The sequence below is a fragment of the Trinickia sp. genome (genome assembly GCF_051954495.1).
Classification (GTDB): domain Bacteria; phylum Pseudomonadota; class Gammaproteobacteria; order Burkholderiales; family Burkholderiaceae; genus Trinickia.
Genome location: NZ_JBQCHR010000162.1, coordinates 21,404 through 44,033 on the forward strand (window position 1 = coordinate 21,404; position 22,630 = coordinate 44,033).

Here is a 22,630-nt window from a genome sequence, read left to right on the forward strand (position 1 = left end):
GTGGCGGTTCAGGTCGGCGGCGAGCGTCAGTCGCCTTTGCAGGGAAAGGCCTTTTCCAGGCCCAGCGAGACGGCCGTGCTGGCGTTGTAGTCGGCTGCGTCGCGATTCTCGGCGACATAGCGGCGTACGGCGTCGACGAGCCGCTGCGACTCGACGCGCTCGGGCAGGCAGAAGTACTGGCCCACGCGCGGCCCCGTCGTGCCTCCGATGGCGTCGATCGTGTTGAACACGCCATCGGCGGCGCCCGTGATGTAGGCCACGCAAGCAGCCCGCGAGATCGCGTCGGTCTGGCTGCACAGCTTGTGCAGATCCCCGGCCGTAAACTTGCCGCCCCCGAGCGAGGTGACCGCCATCGCGGCAACCGGCATCGTCAACGTGCCGACGCAAATCAAAGCCCGCAACATAATCTTCCTTTTTTCCGAGCGGTGAACGGGTATTGCGTGAATTGCCCGGCCCAAACCGGGCCGGGGCCAAAAGTGCTTATTTTGCACCGTTTTGAGCGGGCGTAGACACCGCCGAAGCGCCCGACGCTGCCGCGGCTTCGCGCGCATACATGTCTTGCAGGCCTTGCTCGACGTCCTTGGCCTGGTAACGCTTGGCGAAATCGAGCGCCGTCATGCCGATCTGGTTCTTCAAGCGAGAGTCGGCGCCCGCATCGAGCAGCACCTTCACCGTCGACAGGTGATTGCCGCGGGCAGCCATCATGAGCGGCGTCGTCCCGTTCGGCGAGCTCGCGTCGATGTAGGCCGAATTGTCGAGCAGCAGTTGGACGATATCGTCGTGACCGTTCGCGGCGGCGTAGTGCAGCGGCGCCCAGCCCTTCTTGTTGACTTCCGCACCCTTGGCGATGAGCGCTTTGACGAGGGCGGTATCGCCGTTCAGCGCCGCGAGCATCATCGCGTTTTCGCCCGCCGCGTCGAGTTTTTCGACGTCCGTCTTGGCGTTCGCCATCAAGGCTTTGGCGACTTTGTCGGACTTCTCGCGCGCGGCCAACACGATGAGCGGCATGCCTTGGTCATCAGTCGCGTTCGGGTCCGCCCCGTGGGCGAGCGCCTTCTGAACCGCGCTCACGTCGTCGAACTTCACGGCCTTCACGAGGGAATCGAGGCTCGACGCCTGCGCGGTCACGGCGATCGAGGCCAGCGCGCCAGCGCATATCAGCGCGAAGCCGTGCAGCGTGCGGCGAGCAAGGAACGAGAACGACGGGGACATGAGTGTTTCCAAGAGGCTTCCTTTATTTTGTCGTATGAACGGTGGTGGCGCGGCCGGTTCAGCCGCCGTGCGGCGCGGCGATGCCGAACAAGCGAAAGAAATTCCGAGTCGTCGCGGCGCCGAGATCCGCTTCCGGTATACCGCGCGCTTGCGCGATGAAACGTCCGACATAACTGACGTACGCAGGTTCATTGGGTTTACCGCGATAGGGCACCGGGGCCAAATAGGGAGAATCGGTTTCGATCAGCAGGCGCTCGAGCGGCACGCGCCGCGCGACGTCCTGAACGTCGGTCGCGCTCTTGAATGTGACGATGCCCGAAAGGGAAATGTAAAAATTTTGCGCCAATGCGCGTTGCGCCACCGTCCACGGCTCGGTAAAGCAATGCATGACGCCGCCCGGCACGCTCGCCTGCTCCTCCTCCATGATGCGAAGCGTGTCGTCCGCCGACGCACGCGTGTGGACGATGAGCGGCTTCATCGTCCTCTTCGCGGCCCGAATATGTGTGCGAAAGCGCTCTCGCTGCCATTCGAGCTCGGCAATCGAGCGGCCTTCCAGCCGGTAGTAGTCGAGCCCGGTTTCGCCGATCGCCACGACCTTGGGGTGCGCGGCCAGTTCGACGAGTTCGGCCACGCTCGGTTCGCGCGCGTCCTCGTGGTCGGGGTGCACGCCTACCGACGCGTAGACGTTTTCGTAGCTCGATGCGACTTCCAAAACGCTCGGCAGCGTTTCGAAGTCGACGCTGACGCACAGCGCGTGCGTCACGTCGTGCGAGCGCATGTTCTCGAGCACCTGGGGCAGGCGCTCCACGAGCCCTTCGAAATTGATATGGCAATGCGAATCGACGAACATCGAGTCATCCTGTCCAACATTAAACGAACAAGTCGCGGTAGCCGAGGAACAACGCCTCGAACACGAGCCGCGCGTTGAGCGGGTGATTTTCGACCGCGCGCTCGCGCGTCACGGTCTTCATGAAGCGGGCGAATGCATTGGCGTCGATACGTGCCGCGCAGCGGGCCAACTCGCGTTGCGCCGCGGGGAAATAGCGCGGCCGCTGCGCCGCGCGCTCGGCGACGAGATCGTAAAGCCATCGCTGCAGCCAGCCCAGCACGACCGGCACGGGCAGCTTTTGCAGCGCTTCGCCGCAGGCGAACGCGTCGCAGTCGGCACCGGCCGCTAATTGCTTGAGCGCGAAGTCGCGCAACGCGCGGTTTTCGTCCGCGGCCAGCGCCAGTGCGGCGAGCGGCGCACCGCCTGCTTCCGCCAGCAGCGCCGCCGAATCCGCCACCCCTTGCTCCGACAGCCAGCCGCGCGCCTGATCCGGCGACGGAGTCGTCATCGGCCATTGCCTGCATCGGCTGACGATCGTCGGCAGCAAACGGTCGACGCGCGCGGAAACGAGCAGAAACACCACGCCGGCGGGCGGCTCCTCGAGCGTCTTGAGCAAGGCGTTGGCCGACGCCGCGTTCAGCGCGTCCGCCGGATAAACCAGGACCACGCGCGCACCGCCGCGGTGCGCGCCGACGCCGCAAAAGTCGAGCAGCGCGCGCACCTGCTCGATCTTGATTTCCTTGCTGAGCGCGCGCGTCTTCTTGCCCTCCTCGCCCTCGCCTTTTTCATCGGCGCCAGCGGCCGCCCCGCCCGCCTCGCCGGCGAGCGCTTCGGGCAACAAGGCGCGGTAGTCGGGGTGGTTGCCCTGAACGAACCAATTGCACGCGACGCACTGGCCGCACGGCTCGCCGTTGGCGGTCGGCGCTTCGCACAGCATGCCTTGCGCGAGATGCTGCGCGAAGCGCAGCTTGCCGATGCCGGCTTGCCCGTATAGAAGCAAGGCATGCGGCCACTGCGCGCGTAGGCGCTGCAAGCGATTCCAGTCGTCGTGCTGCCACGGGTAGATCATTGTCGTGCCTTCATGCGCGGGGTATTCGCCTCGGGTTGCGTCGGTCACGCGGTTGACGGATCGAAGGGGGCGGCCAATGTCAAAGTGCGTCGACGAGCGCACCGAGCGTCTTGCGGATCTCCTCGATGCTGCGCGACGCGTCGATCGTCGCGAACCGGTGCGGCGCCTCTTGCGCGCGCCGCAGATATTCCGCGCGCGTGCGCAAGAAAAACGCCTCGGTTTCGCTTTCGAACTTGTCCGGCGAACGTGCCGCTCCGCGCCGCGCGCTCGCGGTCTCGGGCGGCAAATCGAACAATACCGTCAAGTCGGGCTGGAAGCCGCCTTGGACCCAGCGTTCCAGGGCCTCGAGCTTATCGCGCGGCAAGCCACGCCCGCCGCCCTGGTAGGCGAAAGTGGCATCGGTGAAGCGATCCGACAACACCCAGTCGCCGCGCGCGAGCGTAGGCTCGATGACTTGAGCGAGGTGCTCGCGCCGAGCGGCGAACATCAGCAGCGCCTCCGTTTCGAGATCCATGCGCTCGTGCAGCAGCAATTCCCGCAATGCTTCGCCAAGCGGTGTACCGCCCGGCTCGCGGGTCGTCACGACCGCACGGCCGATCGCGGCCACTTTCTCTTCGAGCCGTTCGCGGAACCACGACAGGTGCGTGGTCTTTCCCGCACCGTCGATGCCTTCGAACGTGATGAATTTGCCGCGCCCCATTTATTGTTGTCCTCGAATGTATTTGTCGACGGCCCGGTTGTGATCGCCGAGCGTATCGGAAAAGACGCTGCTGCCGTCGCCGCGTGACACGAAATAGAGTGCGCTCGTGGGCGCCGGGTTCAATGCCGCCTGCAGCGACGCCACGCCCGGCAGGGCAATCGGCGTGGGCGGCAAGCCGCGGCGCATGTAGGTGTTGTACGGCGTGTCCTGCTGCAGATCGCGCTTGCGCAGATGGCCGTCGTAACTTTCGCCGAGCCCGTAGATGACAGCCGGGTCTGTCTGTAGCGGCATGCCGATGCGCAGGCGATTCGCAAACACGGCCGAGACGAGTGGACGATCGCTCGCCCTGCCCGTTTCCTTTTCGATCAGCGAGGCCATCGTCAGCGCCTCGTACGGGGTTCGGTACGGCAAGCCCGGCGCACGCGTGGACCAAGCTGCCGCGAGCCGCTGCTGCATCAGGCCGTAGGCGCGGCGGTAGACGTTCAAATCGCTCGTTCCTTTGTCGAACAAATAGGTATCGGGGAAGAACAGCCCCTCGGCGTTCGTCGCGACGGCGGGGTCGGCACTGTCCGCGCCATGGGCCTCTTGCACGCTGCTTGCGCCGATTGCCGCGAGCAAGGCCGCGTCGCTCATGCCGGCTGTGTCGTGCTTGAGCGCGGGATTGGCGTCGAATTCGGCGCGCATCCGTTTGAAGGTCCAGCCTTCGATGACCGTAACGACCGATTCGTTGACGTCGCCCAGCGCCAGCTTTTGCAGCACTTCATAGGGCGTGACCCCGGTCTTGAATTCGTAGTTTCCGGACTTGAGGCGGCTTTGCAGGCCGAGCACCCGCGTCATCCAGGCGAACGGCGCGGGCTCGACCGGTACGCCGCCGCGGTTCAGTTGCGCGGCCACGCCGCGCACGGTGCTGCGCGGTTGGATCGTGACATCGAGCGTGGGGCTGGACAGCACAAGCGGGCGCGTGGCCCAGTAATAGCCGCCGGCGACGGACAGCGCGGCAAGCAGAACGGCGACCACTACCCCGAAAGCGAGGCATTTCTTCAACAGGGACATGCGGAACAAGGCTCGGATGGACCCCATATAATACTTGTTCGCCTAAGCCGAAGTCAGGATTGACTAGCCACGAATTCCATGAACGAACCGAACGCCCCCGTTTCCTCCCCTTCCGCACCGATCCATGCGCCCTTGCGGCCGGCTGCCGCCGAGTTCGAAGCGGCGCTCTCGCGTGGCGCGTTCATGACGCTCGACCAGTTCGGCGTCATCGACGCGGCCGGCGACGATGCCGCCACCTTCCTGCATGGTCAGCTCACGAACGACATCGAGCATTTGGACGCCGCTGGCGCCCGGCTGGCCGGCTACTGCTCGCCCAAAGGCCGCCTGCTCGCCTCCATGCTGGTCTGGCGCGCGGCGGATGCGGTGCGCTTGCTCGTGTCGAAGGAACTGACCGCGGCCGTGCAAAAGCGGCTGTCGATGTTCGTCTTGCGCGCCAAGGCGAAGCTTGCCGATGTGACCGATTCGGTGGCCGTCGTCGGTTTCGCCGGCGACGTTCGCGCGCCGCTGTCGCGACTATTCGATGCGTTGCCGGACGGCGTGCACGTGCACGTGGCCGGGCCTGCCGGGTCGCTCATTCGCGTTCCCGATGCGGCTTCGCGTGCCCGATACCTGTGGGTGGGACCGAAGGCGCTCGTGCAAGAGCGCTTACCGGCGCTCGAGGGCGAGTTGTCGCGGGTGTCCCCGGCTGTATGGGACTGGCTGGACATTCATGCGGGCGAGCCGCGCATCACGCAGGGCGTGCTTGAGCAGTTCGTGCCGCAAATGGTCAATTTCGACGTGATCGGCGGCGTGAATTTCCGCAAAGGCTGCTATCCGGGGCAGGAAATCGTGGCGCGCAGCCAGTATCGAGGGACGATCAAACGTCGCACGGCGCTGGCGCATGTGGCCGGCGCCGCCGCTTCGGGCGAAGCGGCCGAGCCTTCGGTGCATGCGGGCGTCGAGCTGTTTCATTCTGACGATCCGAGTCAGCCGTGCGGCATGATCGTGAATGCGGCCGCCGCGCCTAATGGCGGCTTCGATCTGCTTGCCGAGATCAAATTAGCCGCGCTCGAGGGTGGTAGCGTCCATCTGGGCGCGGCGGACGGTCCCGCACTGGCCTTCCAGCCGCTGCCTTACGCTTTGCCTAGCGAAGTGTGAGCGGCTGATCGAGCCGACCTATGTGCCTAATCGTTTTCGACTGGCGTCCCGAAGCTGCCGGCGGGGCGGTGCTCACGTTAGCCGCCAACCGCGACGAGTACCTTTCGCGCGAGACCGCGCCGCTCGACTGGTGGCCCGATGGCTCGGGCGTGCTGGCGGGGCGTGACCTCGTGGGCGGCGGAACGTGGCTCGGACTCTCGCGCGACGGACGCTTCGCCGCACTGACGAACTATCGCGCCCCGCAAGCGTTCCGCGCCGATGCGCCTACGCGCGGGACGCTCGTCGCCGACTATTTGACCGGCCCCGTGCAGCAGCCGCTCGATTACCTGCGGTGCGTCTCCGCGCGCGCGGCCCAGTACAACGGGTTCAACTTGATCGTCGGCGATTTGGCACGCCGTGAACTCGCCTGGTATTGCAATCAGGCCGATTCGCCGCCGTCGAGGCTGCCGGCCGGCGTGCACGGGATTTCCAACGCCGTGCTCGATACGCCGTGGCCCAAGCTCGTGCGCAAGCGGACCGAGCTCGGTGCGCTCGCGAAAGGCGAAGATGCGCCCTCGCTCGACGCCTTGATCGCATTGATGCGTGACCCGCGCATCGCGCCGGACGCCGAACTGCCTTCCACGGGGATCTCGCTCGAAAGAGAACGGGCGCTATCGGCAGCGTTCATCGAAACGGCAGGTTACGGTACGCGCGGCACGACTGCGCTGCGCGTTGCGACCGACGGCGCGGCCTTGAGTGTGGACATCATCGAGCGAAGCGATGACGACGGTTCGCATCGTCTCGTACGCCCGGGCAACTACGAGCGCCGGTTCAAGTTTGCGATCGACCCGCCCTTTGACAAGAGGGGGCGCCACCGAAGTGTCGGCTTCAACGATCCTGTGCGTTAGCGCGCTAACGCCGCCTTCCTAGACTCACACTGCGTCGAGCGATTTCATCATTTCGATGTGCTCGACGCCGGCCTCGTAGAACGGCGCTCCCACAGTCGAAAACCCGTGCCGAAGGTAAAACGGCACGGCTTCGTGTTGCGCGTATAGCCTAAGACAGGCATCGCCGCGATGAGCGGCATGCTCGATCAGCGCGCGCAAGACCAATGAACCGACTCCCATGCGGCGGGCCGAGGGAAGCACGGCAAGCCGGCCGACCGCGCCGTTGGGCAGTAAGCGCGCGGCCGCCACCGCATCGCCGTGCGCATAGGCCACGACATGGAGCGCATCGGAATCGGCTTCGTCCGATACGAACGGAGCGGCGATTTGCAACTCGCGGACGAAAACTGCCTCACGCACGCGTGCGGCGTCCGCGCCGAGCTTGCCCCAGTCTCCTGCCGCTATCGTGACGCTCCGCATCGGCTTCTCCCTGGTTCCCTACCCTTCCCAGCACTCATCTCGCCGCGCGCACGCGGGCGACGGCGCCGCTACGCCTGCGTCCGCGGCGGCGAAGGATCTGACGGCATGCGCATTTGCTCGATGTCGTCATGCCGCACACGCACGCTTTCCATGATGGCCGGGTGGGTGATGATGTAGAACCGATTGGCGCGCACGGCATCGAATGTCGCCTCGGCGATATCGTCCGCGCTGAGCCGCCCCGAGCGCACGGCCTTGCGGATCTCCCTACCCGCCAGCAATTGCGAGGCCGAAGGCAGCGCCTCGTTTCGCCAGCGCTCGGGCCGCCCGCGTTCGGCTTCGGCGATGCCCGTGGGGACGAAGGCTGGACATAGGAGTGAGCAGCCTACCGACGCGCCGACGCGATGAAGATCGTGATAAAGCGTCTCGGTCAGCGCGACGACGGCGTGCTTGGAGGCGTTATAGACGCCCATCGCGGGCGGAGAAATCAAGCCGGCCACGGAGGCTGTATTGACGATATGCGCCGGCTCGTTTTGCGCAAGCATGATCGGCGTGAACACGCGCACGCCGTGTGCGACGCCCATGACGTTGACGCCGAAGACCCAAGACCAATCGTTGGAGCTCATTTCCCAAACGAAGCCGCTCGCCCCCACGCCCGCGTTGTTGAACACCAAGTGGACTTTGCCGTACGCATCGAGCGTTCGTTGCGCGAGCGCCTCGACGGCGCTGCCGTCGGATACGTCGGTCGGCACGCCAATCACATCGGCGCCCGAAGCCGCAAGCGAGCCGACAACCTCGTCGAGCGCGCGCGTGTCGATGTCGGCCAGCGCGAGCTTCATGCCGAGCTCGGCGCCCTTTTGAGCGAAGGCCCGGCCAAAGCCGCTGCCGGCGCCCGTAATGACCGCGACTTTGTTTTCGAATAGTTCCATGCTTGCTCCGCTATGCCCTGCCCGCGCTCGGCCGCGGCGAAGCGCGGCGGCTGGCGATGCGACGGACGAGCGTGGGTCAGGCGATCTTGACGATCTGCTTGCCGAAATTCTTGCCTTGCAACAATCCCATCAACGCTTCCGGCGCCTGTTCGAGCCCCTCGACGATGCTTTCGCGGTAATGGAGCTTCTTTTGTGCGACAAGCGTAGCGAGCGTGCTCAGCGCTTCGGGCCAAACGTCGAGGTGTTCCGTCACGATGAAGCCTTGCACGAGCAAGCGCATCGTCAGGATGATCGATGGCTGCTTCATCGGCACCGGTTGTCCGTCATAGCCCGCGATCATGCCGCACACCGCGATGCGGCCGAACGGGTTCATGCGCGCAAGCGTTGCGTCGAGCACCTCGCCGCCGACATTTTCGAAGTAGCCGTCCACGCCGTCGGGCGTTGCCGCCTTCAAGTCTCGATAGAGATTGCCGCCCTTGTAGTCCACGCAGCCGTCGAACCCGAGTTCGTCCACCACGTAGCGGCACTTGCGCTCGCCGCCCGCGATGCCGACGGCCCGACATCCGGCCAGCTTGGCCAATTGCCCGACGACGCTGCCGACAGCCCCGCTCGCCGCACTGACGACGACGGTTTGACCTGCGCGCGGCGCGATGATCTTGTTCAACCCATACCAAGCGGTCACGCCCGGCATGCCCGCCACGCCCAGATAGGCCGTGAGCGGCACGATCGAGTCGTCGACCTTGCGCACGCCTGCACCGTCGGAGATGGCGTATTCCTGCCAGCCGAACATGCCGGTGACTTTATCGCCCGCTGCAAACCCCCGATGTTTCGACTCGACGACCTCGCCCACCGCTCCCCCGAGCATCACTTCACCGAGCGCCTGAGGTTGCGCGTACGACTTTGCGTCGCTCATGCGGCCACGCATGTAGGGGTCGATCGACAAATAGAGATTGCGGACGCGAAACTGGCCTTCGGCCAGCGGAGCGAGCGGCGCAGCCTCGAGTTTGAAGTTGTCGGACGAGATCGGCCCTTGCGGACGCGATGCGAGCAAGATGCGGCGATTCATCTGTGTCATGGCAATCCCTCTTTCCGGTGGGTAAGTGGACGGAGCCGCAGCGAAAAACATGCACGGATGCGCGAGGGTAAGGGCGGGTCGCTCAACCGTCACTGGGGCCGGGCTTGGCGCCGGGCGAGCCGCGCCGCTTCTGCTCGACGACATCGCGCCCTACCGCGAGCCGCCGCATGTATTTGAACGTGCCCAGCGCCTTGGCGACGAAATGCCCGCTGCTGTCGCGCACTTCGCCCTCGCAGTACGCCATCGTGCTCGAGCGATGCAGCACGCGACCGAACGCGCGCAACTCCCCTCGCCCGGGCTGCATGAACGTGACCTTCATCTCCACCGTGACGACCCCGACGCCATCGTCGGCCAAGCTGCGAGCGGCAGTGGCGAGTGCTACGTCGGCCAGTGTCATCGTCACGCCGCCATGAGCGACTTGCCAGGTGTTCAACTGCGTGTCGGCAAGCGCGAGCGCGACCTCGCTTTCGCCGTTCGCGGCGCCAACGAGCCGGACGCCAAGATGATCGACGAACGGGCTCTCGATCGTGCGTTCACGCTCGGCCGCCGGGGCTGCGGCTGTAGCAGCCGGATGCTGCCGTTCGGATGTCATGCGCTTGCCTCTCTAGACTTCGTAATCGACGCACTCGCGCGATTCGCGAACAGCCATCACGAAATCCTTCAACGCCGCGTGCGTGGGATGCACTTGATAGGCATCGAGCGCGGCTTTGTCCGCGAACTCGGAGACGAGGACGACATCGTAGGTCGACTCGAGCCCCGGTTGGGCAATGCCGACTTCGAGACGCAAAATGCCCGGCACGATATTGCGGCAGGCTTCGAGCCGTTCCTTGAAAATGCGTGCGTTCTCGGCCCGGCCGGCGCCCTCGGCCGATTCTTTCAGCTTCCACATGACGATGTGACGAATCACTTTACGAACTCCTCTGTGTGGGGTGCCGTAAATTCGGCGGTAGCGACGGATGATACTCGCATCGTTGGGAGGCGGCAGTCGGCTGAATGGCTAGTTGCCCGCCGCGCTACGCTCCGCCTAGAGCCAGAAACAGATCCATACGATTTTCCAGCCGCGCCAGACGATTCGCGGCCCGATCGAGTTGAGCCTTGCGCTCGCTGCGCCGAGCGTCGAGCAGCGGCGCAATATCGATTGCCCCATTTTCGTACCGCGTGCGCACGAGCGCCGACGCCATCGCCGCGTCGCTTGCCGCCTGCCATCGAAGTCTTGCCGCACTGTCGAGTTGCGCCTTGACGACCAAGGCATCTTCGACGTCGGCGAGCGCTCGATAGAGCACCCGGCGGAAGTCGACCGAGGCGCGATCGAAGTCCGCTTCGGCCAACGCAGCGTTCAGCCGCAGGGTGTTCCATTGCAGGAACGGCAATGCAATCGCCGCGCCGATCGAAGCGACCGGGTTTTGCACTGCCCGTACGAGCATATCGCTGCTCGTGCCGAATTCGCCCGTGAGCGTAAAGCCAGGGTAAAGGCTGGCGCGTGAGAAATCGATTCGAGCCAGTTGCGCCCGCAGTCGCCATTCGGCCGCGCGCACATCTGGCCTGTGCGCGAGCATGAGAGCCGGCGCGCGCGGCGGTACCTGCGGTACGACTGACGACGAAAGGTCGATTGGCTCGGCGCGGCGCGTCTCGGGCGCCGTCCCTAGCAGCAGCGCCAGCGCGTTGCGTTTCGCTTCTCGCTGTTGCTGCCACTGCAACACATCGGCGCGTGCTTGAGCGAGCTGCTGGCGAGCCTGTGCGACATCGACCGGCGAGCTCGCGCCGGCGGCTAGCCGCGCTTGGGCGATCGACACGATCCGTTCCGCATCGGCGATCGCGGCTTGCCCTAGCGCCACGACTTCATTCAAGTGGCCAATGCGCCAGTAAAGCTTCGCTGTGGCGCCGATGAGCGCGAGCGCCGCAGCTTCACGGTCGGCTTCGCTCGCATCGGCGCGCCACGCCGCTTCATCGCGTCGCGCCGCGAGCTTTCCCCAGAGGTCGAGTTCGTACGACACCGTTCCGTTGACGCCCGAGCGCAGCCCGGCATGCCCCGTATCGAGATCGCGAGCCGCATCCGCGCTGATGACCATACTTGCCTGCGGGCCGAGCCGCGCGCCGACGAGCCCAGCTTCGATCTGCGCGCGGCGAACGAGGATTGCGGCATCGGCCAGGTCGGCATTCTTCGCAAGCGCCTCCTCGATCAACGCGTCGAGGGACGCGTCGCCAAAGGCTTGCCACCATTGAATGCGATCGGTAGGCGTTGCGTCGCCTCGCGACTTCGGCTCCGATACGACCGACGATGTGTCGGGTGCACGCCATTGGTTGGGCAGATCGGGCGTTGGCAGGGCCGCGTGCCGCGCGCACTGCGCGCACCCTGCCAAGAGCGGCATGATCGTGAGTGTCGTAATTGTCGTGAGTGCTCGGAGAAGCGTTGGAGCGTTCATCGTTGATTTCCTATCCGTTTCAATCGCGCGCAAGCGCTTCGACCGGGTCGAGCCGCGCCGCGCGATGCGCGGGTAGGAAACCGAACGCGATGCCGATCGCCGTCGACGAGGCAACGGCCATCAGCAGAGCACTCGGAGAAAAGACCATGCTCCATTGCGTGACGAACGCCGAGAACATGAAGCCGAGGCCGAACGACAGCGCGATTCCGATGGCGCCGCCCATGAAGCAAATGAGCGCCGCCTCGGCGAGAAATTGCAGCAGTACGTCATGGCGCCTGGCGCCGACAGCCATCCGAATGCCGATTTCGCGCGTGCGTTCGGTAACGGAGACGAGCATGATGTTCATCACCCCGATGCCCCCCACGACGAGCGAGACAAGCGCGATCAGCGACAACAGCAGCGTCAATGTGCGGCTCGTCGACTCGACCGTTTTGACCACGCTGTCCATGTTGTAAGTGAAAAAGTCCTTTCTGCCGTGACGGCGCGTGAGCAGCTCCACGACGCTCTGTTCTGCCGCCTCGCCCGACTGCCCCGCTTTGATCCGCACCGTGATGCCGTCTAGGCGCCGGCTGCCGAACAGACGCGCGGCAGCCGTGGTGTGCGGCACCCACACTGTCAAATTGCGCATGCCCCCGTCTAGAAAGGACTGCTTGTCCGCCGTCACGCCGATCACGGTGCACGGAACGTTGCCGATCAGGATGGTTCGGCCGATCGGATCGCCCGCGACGCCGAAGAGCGTGCGCCGCGTGTGCTCGTCGATTACGGCCACTTGGGCGTAGCGGCGCACCGCCTCCGCGGTCAATGCCATGCCGGAAGCGATGGAGCGTCCGCGCACCTGGAAGTAGTGCTCGCCCACGCCGTTGATCGTGGCCTGCACATTGGCGTTGCCGTGTCGAACCGTGGCAGTCCGATAGATGCTGGGCGTGACGCTGTCGACGTAGGCTTCCTCGCCGAGTGCATCCGCGTCGGCCGCGACGAGCGTCTTGATCCGCTCGGCGTCGCTGTCGCCCCAATCTCGGCCTGGATACACATCGATCGTATTGGTGCCTATTGAACCGATCTCATCGAGCAAGAACCGTTTCGCGCCTTCGCCGATGGCGGAGATCGATACCACCGACATGATGCCGATCACGATTCCGAGCATGGTCAGCAGCGTGCGCAGCCGGTGGGCGGTTAGCGCGGCCCAGGCCATCGACAGCGCTTGGCCTGCGCTCGATGAGATGCTTCGCGCGGCCGGGCGGAGGAACGGCTGGGCACGTGCTGCGGCGCGCTCGCTAGGCGGCGATTCAGCGCGCATACGGTCTGCGACGATCTTGCCGTCGTGCATTTCCACGATACGGTGCGCGTGCGAGGCAACATGTTCGTCATGCGTCACGACGACGACCGTGTGTCCGGCGGCGTGCAGTTCGCCCAAGATACGCATGACATCGCGCCCGCTGCGGCTATCGAGGGCGCCCGTCGGCTCGTCGGCCAAGATCACGTCCGCCCCGTTCATCAATGCTCGGGCGATGCTGACACGCTGCTGCTGTCCCCCTGAAAGCTGATTCGGTCGATGCCTCGCGCGCTCCGCTAGTCCGAGCTGGGCCAACAGCGCGTGGGCGCGGGCCGAACGATCACGTTTCCCGACGCCCGCATAAGCCGACGGCACTTGTACGTTGTCGACGGCGGTCAAGTGAGGCAACAAATGGTATCGCTGAAAAATAAACCCGAAGCGCTCGCGACGCAGACGCGCCAGTTCGTCGGGCCCAAGGGTATCGACGTCGATGCCGCCGACGCGATAGCAACCCGTGCTTGCACGGTCGAGGCACCCCAGCAGATTCATCAGGGTTGTCTTTCCCGAGCCGGACGCTCCCATGATCGCGACGAATTCGCCGGCATCGATCGTCAGGTCGATTTCATGCAGGACGGCAATCCGCTTCTCTCCCGCCTCGAAGCAGCGCGTGGCGCCGAGGAGTTGCAGCAGGGGTGTGGCCATCATCAGCTGCGCTCGGCGGATGAAGCAGCCCCGTCACCCGGCGCTTCGCCGACGACGACATGCTCGCCTTCGCTCAGGCCCGATAGCACTTGTGCCTTCACTTGATTGTTGAGCCCGACGCGAATCTGCCGCGATTGCACCTCGCCGCTTGCGGCGCGTACGCGTACGGCGTAAGCCCCATCGGAAGACTTCGCACCCAGCGCGGAGGCGGGAACCACAAGCGCTTGCTTCGCCGTGCCTTGCACGATCGACACCTGGGCCGTCATCGCAATACGCAGACGATGGTCGGGGTTGGGCACCTCGAACAAGGCGTTGTAAAAGACGGCTGCCCCGCCACGAGATGTCCCGCCGCTCGTACCGGTGGAGGCAGGCGCAGACGGCGATTCGGCGAATTCAGGCGGAGCGGGCTCGATGGCGCGCACTGTGCCTTCATAGCGGCTGTCGGGATCGCCTAGGACGGTAAAGTGCACCGGCTGGCCGGGCATGACGCGCAGCACGTCCGCCTCCGATACCTGCGCCTTGACAGTCATCGTATCGAGATCGGCCAGTTTGAGAATGACGGGCGCCTGCTGTTCGGCGATGACCGTTTGTCCTTGGCGCGTCACGATAGCGACGACCTCGCCGGACATCGGCGCGGCGATGCGCGTATAGCCGGCATTCGCCTTCGCCTTTTCGACTTCGATGCGCGCTTGTTCCGCACGTGCGCCGAGTTCGTCGAGATTGGCGCGCTCCACGTGCAGATCGGCGCGAGCGCGCTCGAGTGCGTCCTGCGACGTTGCGCCGCTGTCCCATAGGGCTTGCTCACGCTTTGCCGCGAGCGATGCTTTTTGCAGGCGAGCCAGCGACGCATTGCGCTCAGCCTGCAGTGCGCGCTCGTTGGCTTGCGCATGGCGAAGCGCATGGTCGAGCAACGTGGGATCGATCTCGGCCAAACGCTGGCCGGCGTGTACTTGATCGCCAAGTTCGACTGCGAGAACCTTCAGTTGCCCCGACACCTGAGCGCCCACATCGACCTGCCGATGCGCGTGCAGCGTGCCTACCGCAAGTACGGCGTCTTCCAAGTCGGCGCGCTCGACGCGGGCCGTGAGATACGGTGGCGTCTCGTTCGCCGTCAGGCGGCGATAGAGGCCGACAGTCAGCGCGAGCGCAACGAGCAATGCGAAGCCGGCCAGAGGCCAACGGTATCGTTTATCGATCATGCAATAGGAGATGGGCGCCGCAACCGGCGACGAAGAAACGCCCTCCACTGTCGTGAGACAGCGGCAAGCGGTGGACCCGCCGCGCGCGATCAGATGGGCTGCGCGGTACCGGTGAGGCGCCGGCGAAGTACTGTAATCGTCTCGAAAATCTGAGCGAACGAAGTAGTTGTTACAAAGTGTTAACGAGACGCCTTCGCGGGCGCTCAAACGCAGGGATGCCCAATCGGTATGCCTCTCGGGATGCTCACCGGTATCGGCTCGGCACCTAGCGTGCGGCGATGTGGTCTTCGACGAATTTGAAGAAGAACCACTTGCGTTGCGGCTGGCCGCCGGCATCCTTCGCGTACACGGCGAGCGCGCCGTCCTGATTCGAGCGCGTGACGTTCAAATGCGTTTCGTGGATGCCTTTGCCGTTCGGTCCGCCGTCGTCGAACACCAAGCCGTAGATGGCGACGAAGCTGGACTGCGCGAATGCCGCCTCGAGTTGCTGCTGGATGCGCACGGCGCTGACCGATGAAAACATGGCATCGGCTAGGCCGATTCCCGCGTAGCTTAAGGCCGCGTTGGAAAACACGCCGTATTGCGGCGCGCCGAACGGTTCGTTGGGCGAGACGCCGACAGCGTCGACGTTTTCCGCGCCGACGTACATTTCGATCGGACGGCCGTCGCTCGATTGAATATTGACGTCGACTTGATATCTCACGCCGTTGCCGATGGCGACATAAAACTGCAAGTGCTCGCCATTGCGGCCAATGATTTCATGCTCGGTCGAGACGACGACCGTGCCGACGATCGCGGCGAAACGTTCAGGCGTCGCCGCCGGCGTCAGTGCTCGCGGCTCGACATAGATGTGCTCGGTGAAGAAGTTCATGCGTTCGTCCTGCCCTAGTAAGTTACAAAACGTTGAGCCTCTCGGCGGAGGACCGCGTGGCGGCCCCCCTCCGACTGTTTCGGGGTTCAAACCTCCCGCGAACGAAAGCACTCTCTGTGTCCGCTCTGGAACGCGCCGGCGGATCGTGCCCGAGCAGGAAGCAACTCAGAGACGCGGCCGTCATTGACTTCGTACACGCGATCCGCGAGTGCAAGCAACGCTTCCCGATGCGTTACCGCGATGATCGTGGGCACCCTGCGCCTCACGCGCTCGATGATCCGTCTTTCCCGTTCAGGGTCGAGCGAGGCAGTGGGTTCATCCAGAATCAGCACCCGCGGGCGCCGCACCAGGGCGCGCGCCAGCGCAATTCGTTGGCGTTCCCCCCCGGACAATTCATTGCCTTGGACGCCGAGTTGTTGATCCAGAACGTCTCCGCTTCGGCACTTCGTCAGCCCCTCAAGTTCCAGCTCCGTCACTATCTCCATCAGGAACGAGTCGGTCGGCTCGCTCTCGCATCCGAACAAGAGGTTGTCCCTAAGGCTTCCGGTGAAAACAAACGAGCGTTGGAGGACTGCCCCAGCTTCGCTTGCAACGACCGGTGTCGCCACGTCTTTCAGGTCGACCCCAAGCATGCGGACCGATCCGTTCAGCGGTCTAACAAGACCCAGCGCGATGTGAACAAGCGTAGATTTGCCACCGCCTGACGGGCCAACAATTACCGTCATCTCGTTGACGAGAGCCTGGAGGTCGACGGCCGACAGTAGTTCCCTTTCCCCGCGCTTGACGGTGACGCCCTCCATCGACAAAGCCACGGGAGCTAACCGGTCGAAGCGACAGGATGCCGAACCGGCTTCGTTCGGCAACCGTATCAGTTCCAATCCTTCTTGCAGTGCTAGATGGTCTTTCCTCAGCTCGGAGAGAGAGGCTGCGAGCGTTGTAAGGGGGGCGGTCAGGACGACGATGTATCCGACGACCATCACGAAGTCGCCTGGCGTCAGCGATGCGCTGACGACCTTTGTTGCGGATAGCACGGTGAAAACCGTCAACAGCACGCCGGCAAAAAGGCTTTGACAGGCCAGCAACCCCGCGATTCGCGCATTGCCATGAGATACGTTGGCAACATATCGATCCAGCACTTTCCCGAATCGGGCTTCCTCTCTAGCATATGCGTCGTTCAGCTTCAAATCGGCCAACGATGCTAGCCTCTCCAGCAGATAGCTCGTCACCCGGTTATTTGCGTCGAAGATCGCCGCGTATGCGCCTTTGCTACGCTCGGCCAACGTACACGTTATGGTGAATAGCACGAGGATCGATGCAGCGAACACTAGGCCGAAGAGGGGCCCTGTCGTCAGGCTAAGGACAGTGGAAGCAAATGCCAATTGCAAAATCGCCGGGCCGATGGCCCACATGAGTGCGAACGTCATCGAGCTGAAGGCATCCTTGCTACGACTGATCGTTGCGATCGTTGCGCCCTGATCCATCCCGATCCATCGATCGAATTCCAAGCGCAGGAAGCGGGCGTAAAAGGCCGATTGGAACGCGGCATCGCACCTTGCGAGCATCGCGGCTGATACCGCATTTTTGATCCAATCCAACACTCGGGCGATCGTCCAAAGTGTGCCGTATGCCCCCGCCAAAACAACCGATGTGACAGCCATACCATCACCGCGCGTGGTCAGTTGATTTGTCGTTTCGCGAAACACGTACGGGATCAGGGTTTCAAGAATAGCGGCTACAACCACGAACAGCGACGCCAAGACGATGTGATTCGACAGCTTTCCATACCGGGAGCGGACTACCCGATAGGCCGAAGCATAATCGGTTGAAATAGTACGAAGACGCATCGTTTATCCCCGTTGTGAAATGATCAGCGCGTGACCTTATGATCCGCGCCCTCCCCAGACGGCGAACTGTTTAAAAACATCTCCACGGCGAAGACCCGTGTAATCTCGTGCAAACCCTCGGCGTACCCGAGCGCGGCTCTGTTAAGCAGTTTCTCCATGCCGGCGCGATCGACAGATCCATCCGACGCACACTTACCTTCGAGGCAAATCTCCCTGACATAATTTCGGTGCCGATGCAGGCCAAGAAGCGTGGTGTGCGTCGTATCGCCTTTGTCTGTACGCCATACGCTAGGCAACGGCTTCGCCCGATACGTTGCTTCCCTAATCGGGAGTCGATTTGAAAAGGCGGAAAAGAGATCCTCGGGTCTCGCGCGTAACGCCCACTCCACGATAGGTTGCGTCAAGAAAGGCCTTAGAGGTAAAGCAGCAGCTTGACGCGCGTCGTCGGACGTCTCATCGATCGTGGCGTTCAACGCGACGATCTGGCAGCGTCGACCAGGCTGAAGTCTGAGTGAAAACGCGCGAAGGATGTCATCGAAGAGACCCAAAGGCGGTGGCGGCTGGACGCGAATGACCGACGGCGACGCAATCGGTCCGACGTCGTTCGCCAAATAGCGGCTAGCATCACTCAGAAGTTCACGCAAGACCTGCCATACAGGCATGCGATACGTAAAGGCGAGATCGCGAACCGCTGCCATCGCTCGCGCCAGGCGCCCTCTGCTCATCGCATCAAGCGCGACCCCGAATGGCGGAGGGGCAAGAAACAACGCATCGCCACCATGCCCGTTCAATCGCGTTACGTCTGCACCCGATAGACCAGCTTCGGCAAATGCTTCTATCTGCGCGAGGAAACACAACTCCATCGATGGCCTCGCTGTGATGGGCGACTTCATCGATGGAGCAAACGGCAACCGCTGAAGCAATGGGAAAACTTCATGGCGCAGGCCGCAAGCGCGGGCCACCTGCTGTGCTATGTCCACTTCGTTAGAAGCCGACCTGGACGGATCGAAGTACGTCACCGCAACAACACCGTCCTGCCTCGATTGCTGCTCTAGTGCAACCGCCAAGGCACTCGATTCGACGCCACCCGATAGTTCCAGAATCACACGCGAGTTCGTTGGCATCGTCGCGGCCAACACACCGCCAAGCCGTGCGATGAAATCCCCCGTGCCGGATGGTTGCGGACGTCGGCCCGGCGACCACAACCGCGGCCGTTCGAGCGGTCGATTCGAAGCGACGATTAGCGCCCTTCCCGGCTCCAGCATATCGATGTTCTTCCAGCCAGTACGCGTACTCTCTCCGTAACCGTAGTGCATATACGCGTGCAGGTACGGAATGTCTGGCTCAGGCTTGCTCCCCCCAATGTAAAGAAGTTCTTGCAATTTCGATGCGAAATGTACCTCTCCGTTGCGCATTCTTCGATAATAGAGCGGAAACTGACCGCACGGGTCGACTAGAACAATAAAATGATTTGCCTTTTTATCGTAGACACACGCACCATATCGCCCCCAATAATGACGGCAAACGAAATTTGGGCGAGAAATTAAATCATTGGAAAATCGCTCACCGTCAATTTTCTCGTCATCTAAGGACGAAAATATGTCGCCGGCAATTGACCAGAAGCCAAATTTCGCTTGCCCGAAGCATGATGACACGACTCCTCTCGCCTCGTCGGATAGTCGATGCGTCGCAATTATCGAATTGTTCGCCTTCCAGGTCAAATCTCCGTTTCCCTTGGAATCATCGATTTGTGACTTAGATGGAAACGTTACAAAATAAACCATAAGATAAACTCAGATGGATTCATATATGACGGAGAGTTGCTCGCGAAGGCGAGAATCGTCGCCGCAGACCGTTGCATCGGCTTCAACCCACGCGTGAGCGTAAAATGGCCGATTTTGCACGCCAATCACGATTTTCGATCGCACCCCAAACTCAGCATGTAAAATATTAAGTGCGAATGCCCATTCAAGACATTTTGTTCTTCGTGGGTAAAGTAGGCATGCGAGATTTAGAGTGCGCGTATACTCGGCCAGATTGTTCTCTATCACGCCTGGTGCGCCAGTTGGTGGGTACTCGCGCAGCAGCCCGATCAGTCCATGTATGCGGTGCTTGTTCGACGTTTTGTGCACTAAATGAATGATTCGCACGGCCCGTCTTAATTTTTTCAAACTGCGGATGCCTGCCACCTCATCTGCCGACAGCGACCAGCAGTTCTCCGAGACGCCGGTGTACGAGGCTTGTGCCGTCCACAATTTAGGGTCTGGTAGTTCAAATAATTCACGCTTGAATAAACGAATGAATGGGCTTTGATTTGCTATCGAATATTTCGACGCCGCCCGGAGTTCTTCAGACTGTTCGTGCGAGAGAATGGCGTATGCGTCCGCAACCAGATCAAGAATGATCAATTGATCCTCAAACCATGCGCAGCGAATATTGTCGTTAAGGTGTCGATGCATGATTGTGAACCCCGCACAAGCGGGGTTTGATGATTTCTATTAACGTCGATAGACCCACATAGTCATCTCTTGCATTGAACCGCCAGGGCGGCCACGTGTGTTGCTAGTCGCGTTGGTTGATTCGAGTCCTAGAAAATCAATCAAGGAAACAACGGCTTTGTTTGATTCCATTTTATACACCTCTCAGTTTCGTGCAGCGGATGCTGCGACGACAATGTAACACTAATGAAAGGTTTGGGTAATCGAGGCTTGTTACGAAATATTAATGCTATGCGAAACAGGAGGATTCGGAATTTATGAGACGGATTTCGAGATATGCGGATAAGCTAATAATCGAGCGGAAGCATGAGTTATTTTGGGCCGCAAGATCGTCAGGGCTCGGCGGGCCACCTGATGTCGTTGCAATCGTTGTTGATCAAATCTTGCAGCCCACGGACCAAGATTCACGCTGACTGTCGAGAGCGCCATTATGAAAGTGTGGCGAGGCCTATCTTGCGCAAAGTCGTCGGAACAGACACGCCTCCAATGAGTTATGTCGCCAGCTCGCCCGCATCCCCCCTCCGCACCCCGCCCTCATCAAGCTGACGCACCGCCTGCCCCAGCGAGCCGTCGAGGTCGATCGCGCGGCACGCGTCTTCCACGACGATGACTTCGAAGCCCGCCGCGCGCGCATCGAGCGCCGACCACGCCACGCAATAATCCGTCGCCAACCCGCAGCACCATACGCGCTTGACACCGAGTTCGCGCAGATAGCCGGCAAGGCCCGTCGACGATTGGCGATCGGCTTCGACAAAGGCCGAGTAGCTATCGACGTGCCGCCGATAGCCCTTTCGGATCACGAGCCGCGCGTGCGGCACATCGAGCCCGTCATGAAACGCCGCGCCGGCCGTGCCTTGCACGCAATGCACTGGCCACAGCACTTGTTCGCCGTACGGGAGCGTCACTGTCTCGAACGGCTTGCGTCCGTCATGATTCGCCGCGAACGACACGTGGTCGCGCGGATGCCAATCTTGTGTCAGCACGACATGTTCGAACCCGGCCGCCAGCCGGTTGACGATCGGGACGATCTCGTCGCCGTTCGGCACCGCTAGCGCACCGTTCGGCATGAAATCGTTCTGCATGTCGATGACGAGCAGTACGTCTTCGGAACCCTTCATGTTTCCTTGCCTCGTATGGGCCGGCGTCATGGCCGCTTGCCTGCCCGTATGCAATGTGTTATTCGCAGAAGCGTCGCCCGCTTCGCGCCAGTTCCACCAAAAGCGGCGCAGTTTCCCAGGCGTCGCCGTTGACCTGCGATGCGTATCGGCGAATCGCCCGCGCGAGGGCATCGAGCCCCACGCTGTCCGCGTAGTACATCGGGCCGCCGCGCATAGCCGGAAAACCATAGCCGTTCAAGTAGACGACATCGATGTCAGACGCTTTCGATGCAATGCCTTCGGCCAAGATTTTCGCGCCTTCGTTCACAAGCGAATAGACTAGCCTTTCGACGATTTCATCATCGCCGAATGCGCGCCGTGGGCAGCCGATCTCGGCAGAATAATCGACGATCATGTCCGTCACGAGGCTCGATACATGCGGCTCGCGCTCGCCGGGCCGGTAGTCGTACCATCCCGCCCCGGTCTTCTGTCCGAATCGTCCCGCTTCGCATAGCCGATCGGCCACGCGCGGATAACGGAGCCACGGCGTATCGCGGTAGCGCCGCTTGCGGATTGCCCAGCTGATGTCGTTTCCGGCCAAGTCGCTCATGCGGAACGGGCCCATCGCAAAACCGAATCCCTCGATCGCCCCATCGATCTGCTCCGGTAGCGCGCCCTCCTCGAGCATGAACCATGACTGACGGAAATACTGCTCGAGCATCCGATTGCCGATAAAGCCGTCGCACACGCCCGACACGACCGCCGTCTTGCCGATCGCTTTCGCGACATGCATGACCGTGGCGAGTACGTCCTTGGCCGTTTCCGACCCGCGCACGACCTCGAGCAGCTTCATGACGTTCGCGGGACTGAAGAAATGCATGCCGACGACATCGGCCGGTCGTTGCGTGAACGCAGCAATGCAATTCAAGTCGAGCGTGGACGTATTGGAGGCGAGAATGGCGCCATGTTTGGCGATGGCGTCGATTTGGCCGAACACCTGCTCCTTGACGCTCATTTCCTCGAATACGGCTTCGATGACGAGGTCGGCGTCGGCGATCGCCTCGTACGAGAGCGTCGGCGCGAGCCGCGCCATGCGCGCATCGCGCTCCGCTTCAGTGAGCTTGCCTTTTCGTATCGTGACGTCGTAATTGCGGCGAATCGTCGCCAGGCCGCGCTCGAGGGCCTCCGCATGCGTTTCGACGAGCGTCACCGGAACGCCCGCGTTGATGAAGTTCATCGCGATGCCGCCTCCCATCGTACCGGCTCCGATGACCGCCACGCGGGCGATGGGCCGCAGCGGGGTATCGGGCGGCACGTCGGCGATCTCGGCCGCCGCGCGTTCCGCGAGCCGCGCATAGCGCAATGCGTGCTCTTGATCC

The 22,630-nt window shown here is 62.6% G+C and carries 21 protein-coding genes and 1 pseudogene; 2 read left to right on the forward strand and 20 right to left on the reverse strand.

The annotated features are described in order from the left end of the window. Positions 1-26 precede the first annotated feature (26 nt). From ACTHNR_RS22420 to mltG, 6 genes are all read right to left on the reverse strand, one after another. The gene (locus ACTHNR_RS22420; protein WP_440550309.1) at positions 27-404 is read right to left on the reverse strand and encodes a Rap1a/Tai family immunity protein; all 378 of its coding nucleotides are present in this window, start codon (positions 402-404) and stop codon (positions 27-29) included. A gap of 76 nt (positions 405-480) precedes the next feature. Next, on the reverse strand, positions 481-1,212 hold the full coding sequence (locus ACTHNR_RS22425; RefSeq protein WP_440550312.1) for an ankyrin repeat domain-containing protein: 732 nt from the start codon (positions 1,210-1,212) through the stop codon (positions 481-483). Positions 1,213-1,270: 58 nt separating this feature from the next. Beyond that, on the reverse strand, positions 1,271-2,062 hold the full coding sequence (locus ACTHNR_RS22430) for a TatD family hydrolase (RefSeq protein WP_440550315.1): 792 nt from the start codon (positions 2,060-2,062) through the stop codon (positions 1,271-1,273). Between the two features lie 19 nt (positions 2,063-2,081). Then, positions 2,082-3,110, reverse strand: a complete 1,029-nt coding sequence (locus tag ACTHNR_RS22435; protein ID WP_440550464.1) for a DNA polymerase III subunit delta' — start codon at positions 3,108-3,110, stop codon at positions 2,082-2,084. Positions 3,111-3,189: 79 nt separating this feature from the next. After that, positions 3,190-3,810 carry a dTMP kinase gene (gene tmk, locus ACTHNR_RS22440; protein ID WP_440550318.1) on the reverse strand — a complete coding sequence of 207 codons (621 nt, stop codon included), beginning with the start codon at positions 3,808-3,810 and terminating at the stop codon, positions 3,190-3,192. Further along, complete coding sequence (gene mltG / locus ACTHNR_RS22445; RefSeq protein WP_440550320.1) at positions 3,811-4,863, reverse strand: endolytic transglycosylase MltG; 1,053 nt, start codon at positions 4,861-4,863, stop codon at positions 3,811-3,813. A gap of 78 nt (positions 4,864-4,941) precedes the next feature. Here mltG and ygfZ point away from each other — a divergent pair, with 78 nt between their 5' ends. Both ygfZ and ACTHNR_RS22455 read left to right on the forward strand, forming a co-directional pair. Continuing rightward, positions 4,942-6,000 carry a CAF17-like 4Fe-4S cluster assembly/insertion protein YgfZ gene (ygfZ, locus tag ACTHNR_RS22450; protein WP_440550322.1) on the forward strand — a complete coding sequence of 353 codons (1,059 nt, stop codon included), beginning with the start codon at positions 4,942-4,944 and terminating at the stop codon, positions 5,998-6,000. A 20-nt stretch (positions 6,001-6,020) separates the two neighbouring features. After that, a complete protein-coding gene (locus tag ACTHNR_RS22455) occupies positions 6,021-6,887 on the forward strand; it encodes an NRDE family protein (RefSeq protein WP_440550325.1) in 867 nt (288 codons plus the stop codon). 24 nt (positions 6,888-6,911) lie between these two features. On the opposite strand, the gene ACTHNR_RS22460 is transcribed toward ACTHNR_RS22455, so the two are convergent. The 14 genes and pseudogenes from ACTHNR_RS22460 to ACTHNR_RS22525 form a co-directional block, all read right to left on the reverse strand. Further along, positions 6,912-7,343, reverse strand: a complete 432-nt coding sequence (locus ACTHNR_RS22460) for a GNAT family N-acetyltransferase (RefSeq protein WP_440550327.1) — start codon at positions 7,341-7,343, stop codon at positions 6,912-6,914. A gap of 68 nt (positions 7,344-7,411) precedes the next feature. Continuing rightward, positions 7,412-8,269 (reverse strand): SDR family oxidoreductase, encoded by an 858-nt coding sequence (locus tag ACTHNR_RS22465; RefSeq protein ID WP_440550330.1) that lies wholly within the window; start codon positions 8,267-8,269, stop codon positions 7,412-7,414. Positions 8,270-8,345: 76 nt separating this feature from the next. Next, positions 8,346-9,344: an NADP-dependent oxidoreductase gene (locus ACTHNR_RS22470; protein ID WP_440550333.1), complete on the reverse strand. Its 999-nt coding sequence runs from the start codon at positions 9,342-9,344 to the stop codon at positions 8,346-8,348. An 82-nt stretch (positions 9,345-9,426) separates the two neighbouring features. After that, a complete protein-coding gene (locus tag ACTHNR_RS22475; protein ID WP_440550336.1) occupies positions 9,427-9,936 on the reverse strand; it encodes a PaaI family thioesterase in 510 nt (169 codons plus the stop codon). 12 nt (positions 9,937-9,948) lie between these two features. Then, on the reverse strand, positions 9,949-10,251 hold the full coding sequence (locus ACTHNR_RS22480; protein ID WP_440550339.1) for a Dabb family protein: 303 nt from the start codon (positions 10,249-10,251) through the stop codon (positions 9,949-9,951). Between the two features lie 106 nt (positions 10,252-10,357). Then, positions 10,358-11,767: an efflux transporter outer membrane subunit gene (locus ACTHNR_RS22485; protein ID WP_440550342.1), complete on the reverse strand. Its 1,410-nt coding sequence runs from the start codon at positions 11,765-11,767 to the stop codon at positions 10,358-10,360. A 19-nt stretch (positions 11,768-11,786) separates the two neighbouring features. After that, a complete protein-coding gene (locus ACTHNR_RS22490; protein WP_440550465.1) occupies positions 11,787-13,742 on the reverse strand; it encodes a MacB family efflux pump subunit in 1,956 nt (651 codons plus the stop codon). Positions 13,743-13,744: 2 nt separating this feature from the next. After that, positions 13,745-14,941, reverse strand: a complete 1,197-nt coding sequence (locus ACTHNR_RS22495; protein WP_440550345.1) for an efflux RND transporter periplasmic adaptor subunit — start codon at positions 14,939-14,941, stop codon at positions 13,745-13,747. Positions 14,942-15,206: 265 nt separating this feature from the next. Next, positions 15,207-15,812 carry a hypothetical protein gene (locus ACTHNR_RS22500; RefSeq protein ID WP_440550348.1) on the reverse strand — a complete coding sequence of 202 codons (606 nt, stop codon included), beginning with the start codon at positions 15,810-15,812 and terminating at the stop codon, positions 15,207-15,209. Between the two features lie 86 nt (positions 15,813-15,898). Continuing rightward, a complete protein-coding gene (locus ACTHNR_RS22505; protein ID WP_440550351.1) occupies positions 15,899-17,656 on the reverse strand; it encodes an ATP-binding cassette domain-containing protein in 1,758 nt (585 codons plus the stop codon). Positions 17,657-17,679: 23 nt separating this feature from the next. After that, positions 17,680-19,440, reverse strand: a complete 1,761-nt coding sequence (locus ACTHNR_RS22510; protein ID WP_440550354.1) for an asparagine synthase-related protein — start codon at positions 19,438-19,440, stop codon at positions 17,680-17,682. A gap of 9 nt (positions 19,441-19,449) precedes the next feature. Next, positions 19,450-20,115: a lasso peptide biosynthesis B2 protein gene (locus tag ACTHNR_RS22515; protein ID WP_440550357.1), complete on the reverse strand. Its 666-nt coding sequence runs from the start codon at positions 20,113-20,115 to the stop codon at positions 19,450-19,452. A gap of 530 nt (positions 20,116-20,645) precedes the next feature. Then, a complete protein-coding gene (gene pncA / locus ACTHNR_RS22520; RefSeq protein WP_440550360.1) occupies positions 20,646-21,272 on the reverse strand; it encodes a bifunctional nicotinamidase/pyrazinamidase in 627 nt (208 codons plus the stop codon). Positions 21,273-21,330: 58 nt separating this feature from the next. Next, positions 21,331-22,620: pseudogene (locus ACTHNR_RS22525) on the reverse strand (3-hydroxyacyl-CoA dehydrogenase NAD-binding domain-containing protein); the annotation flags it as partial. Between the last annotated feature and the right edge of the window lie 10 nt (positions 22,621-22,630).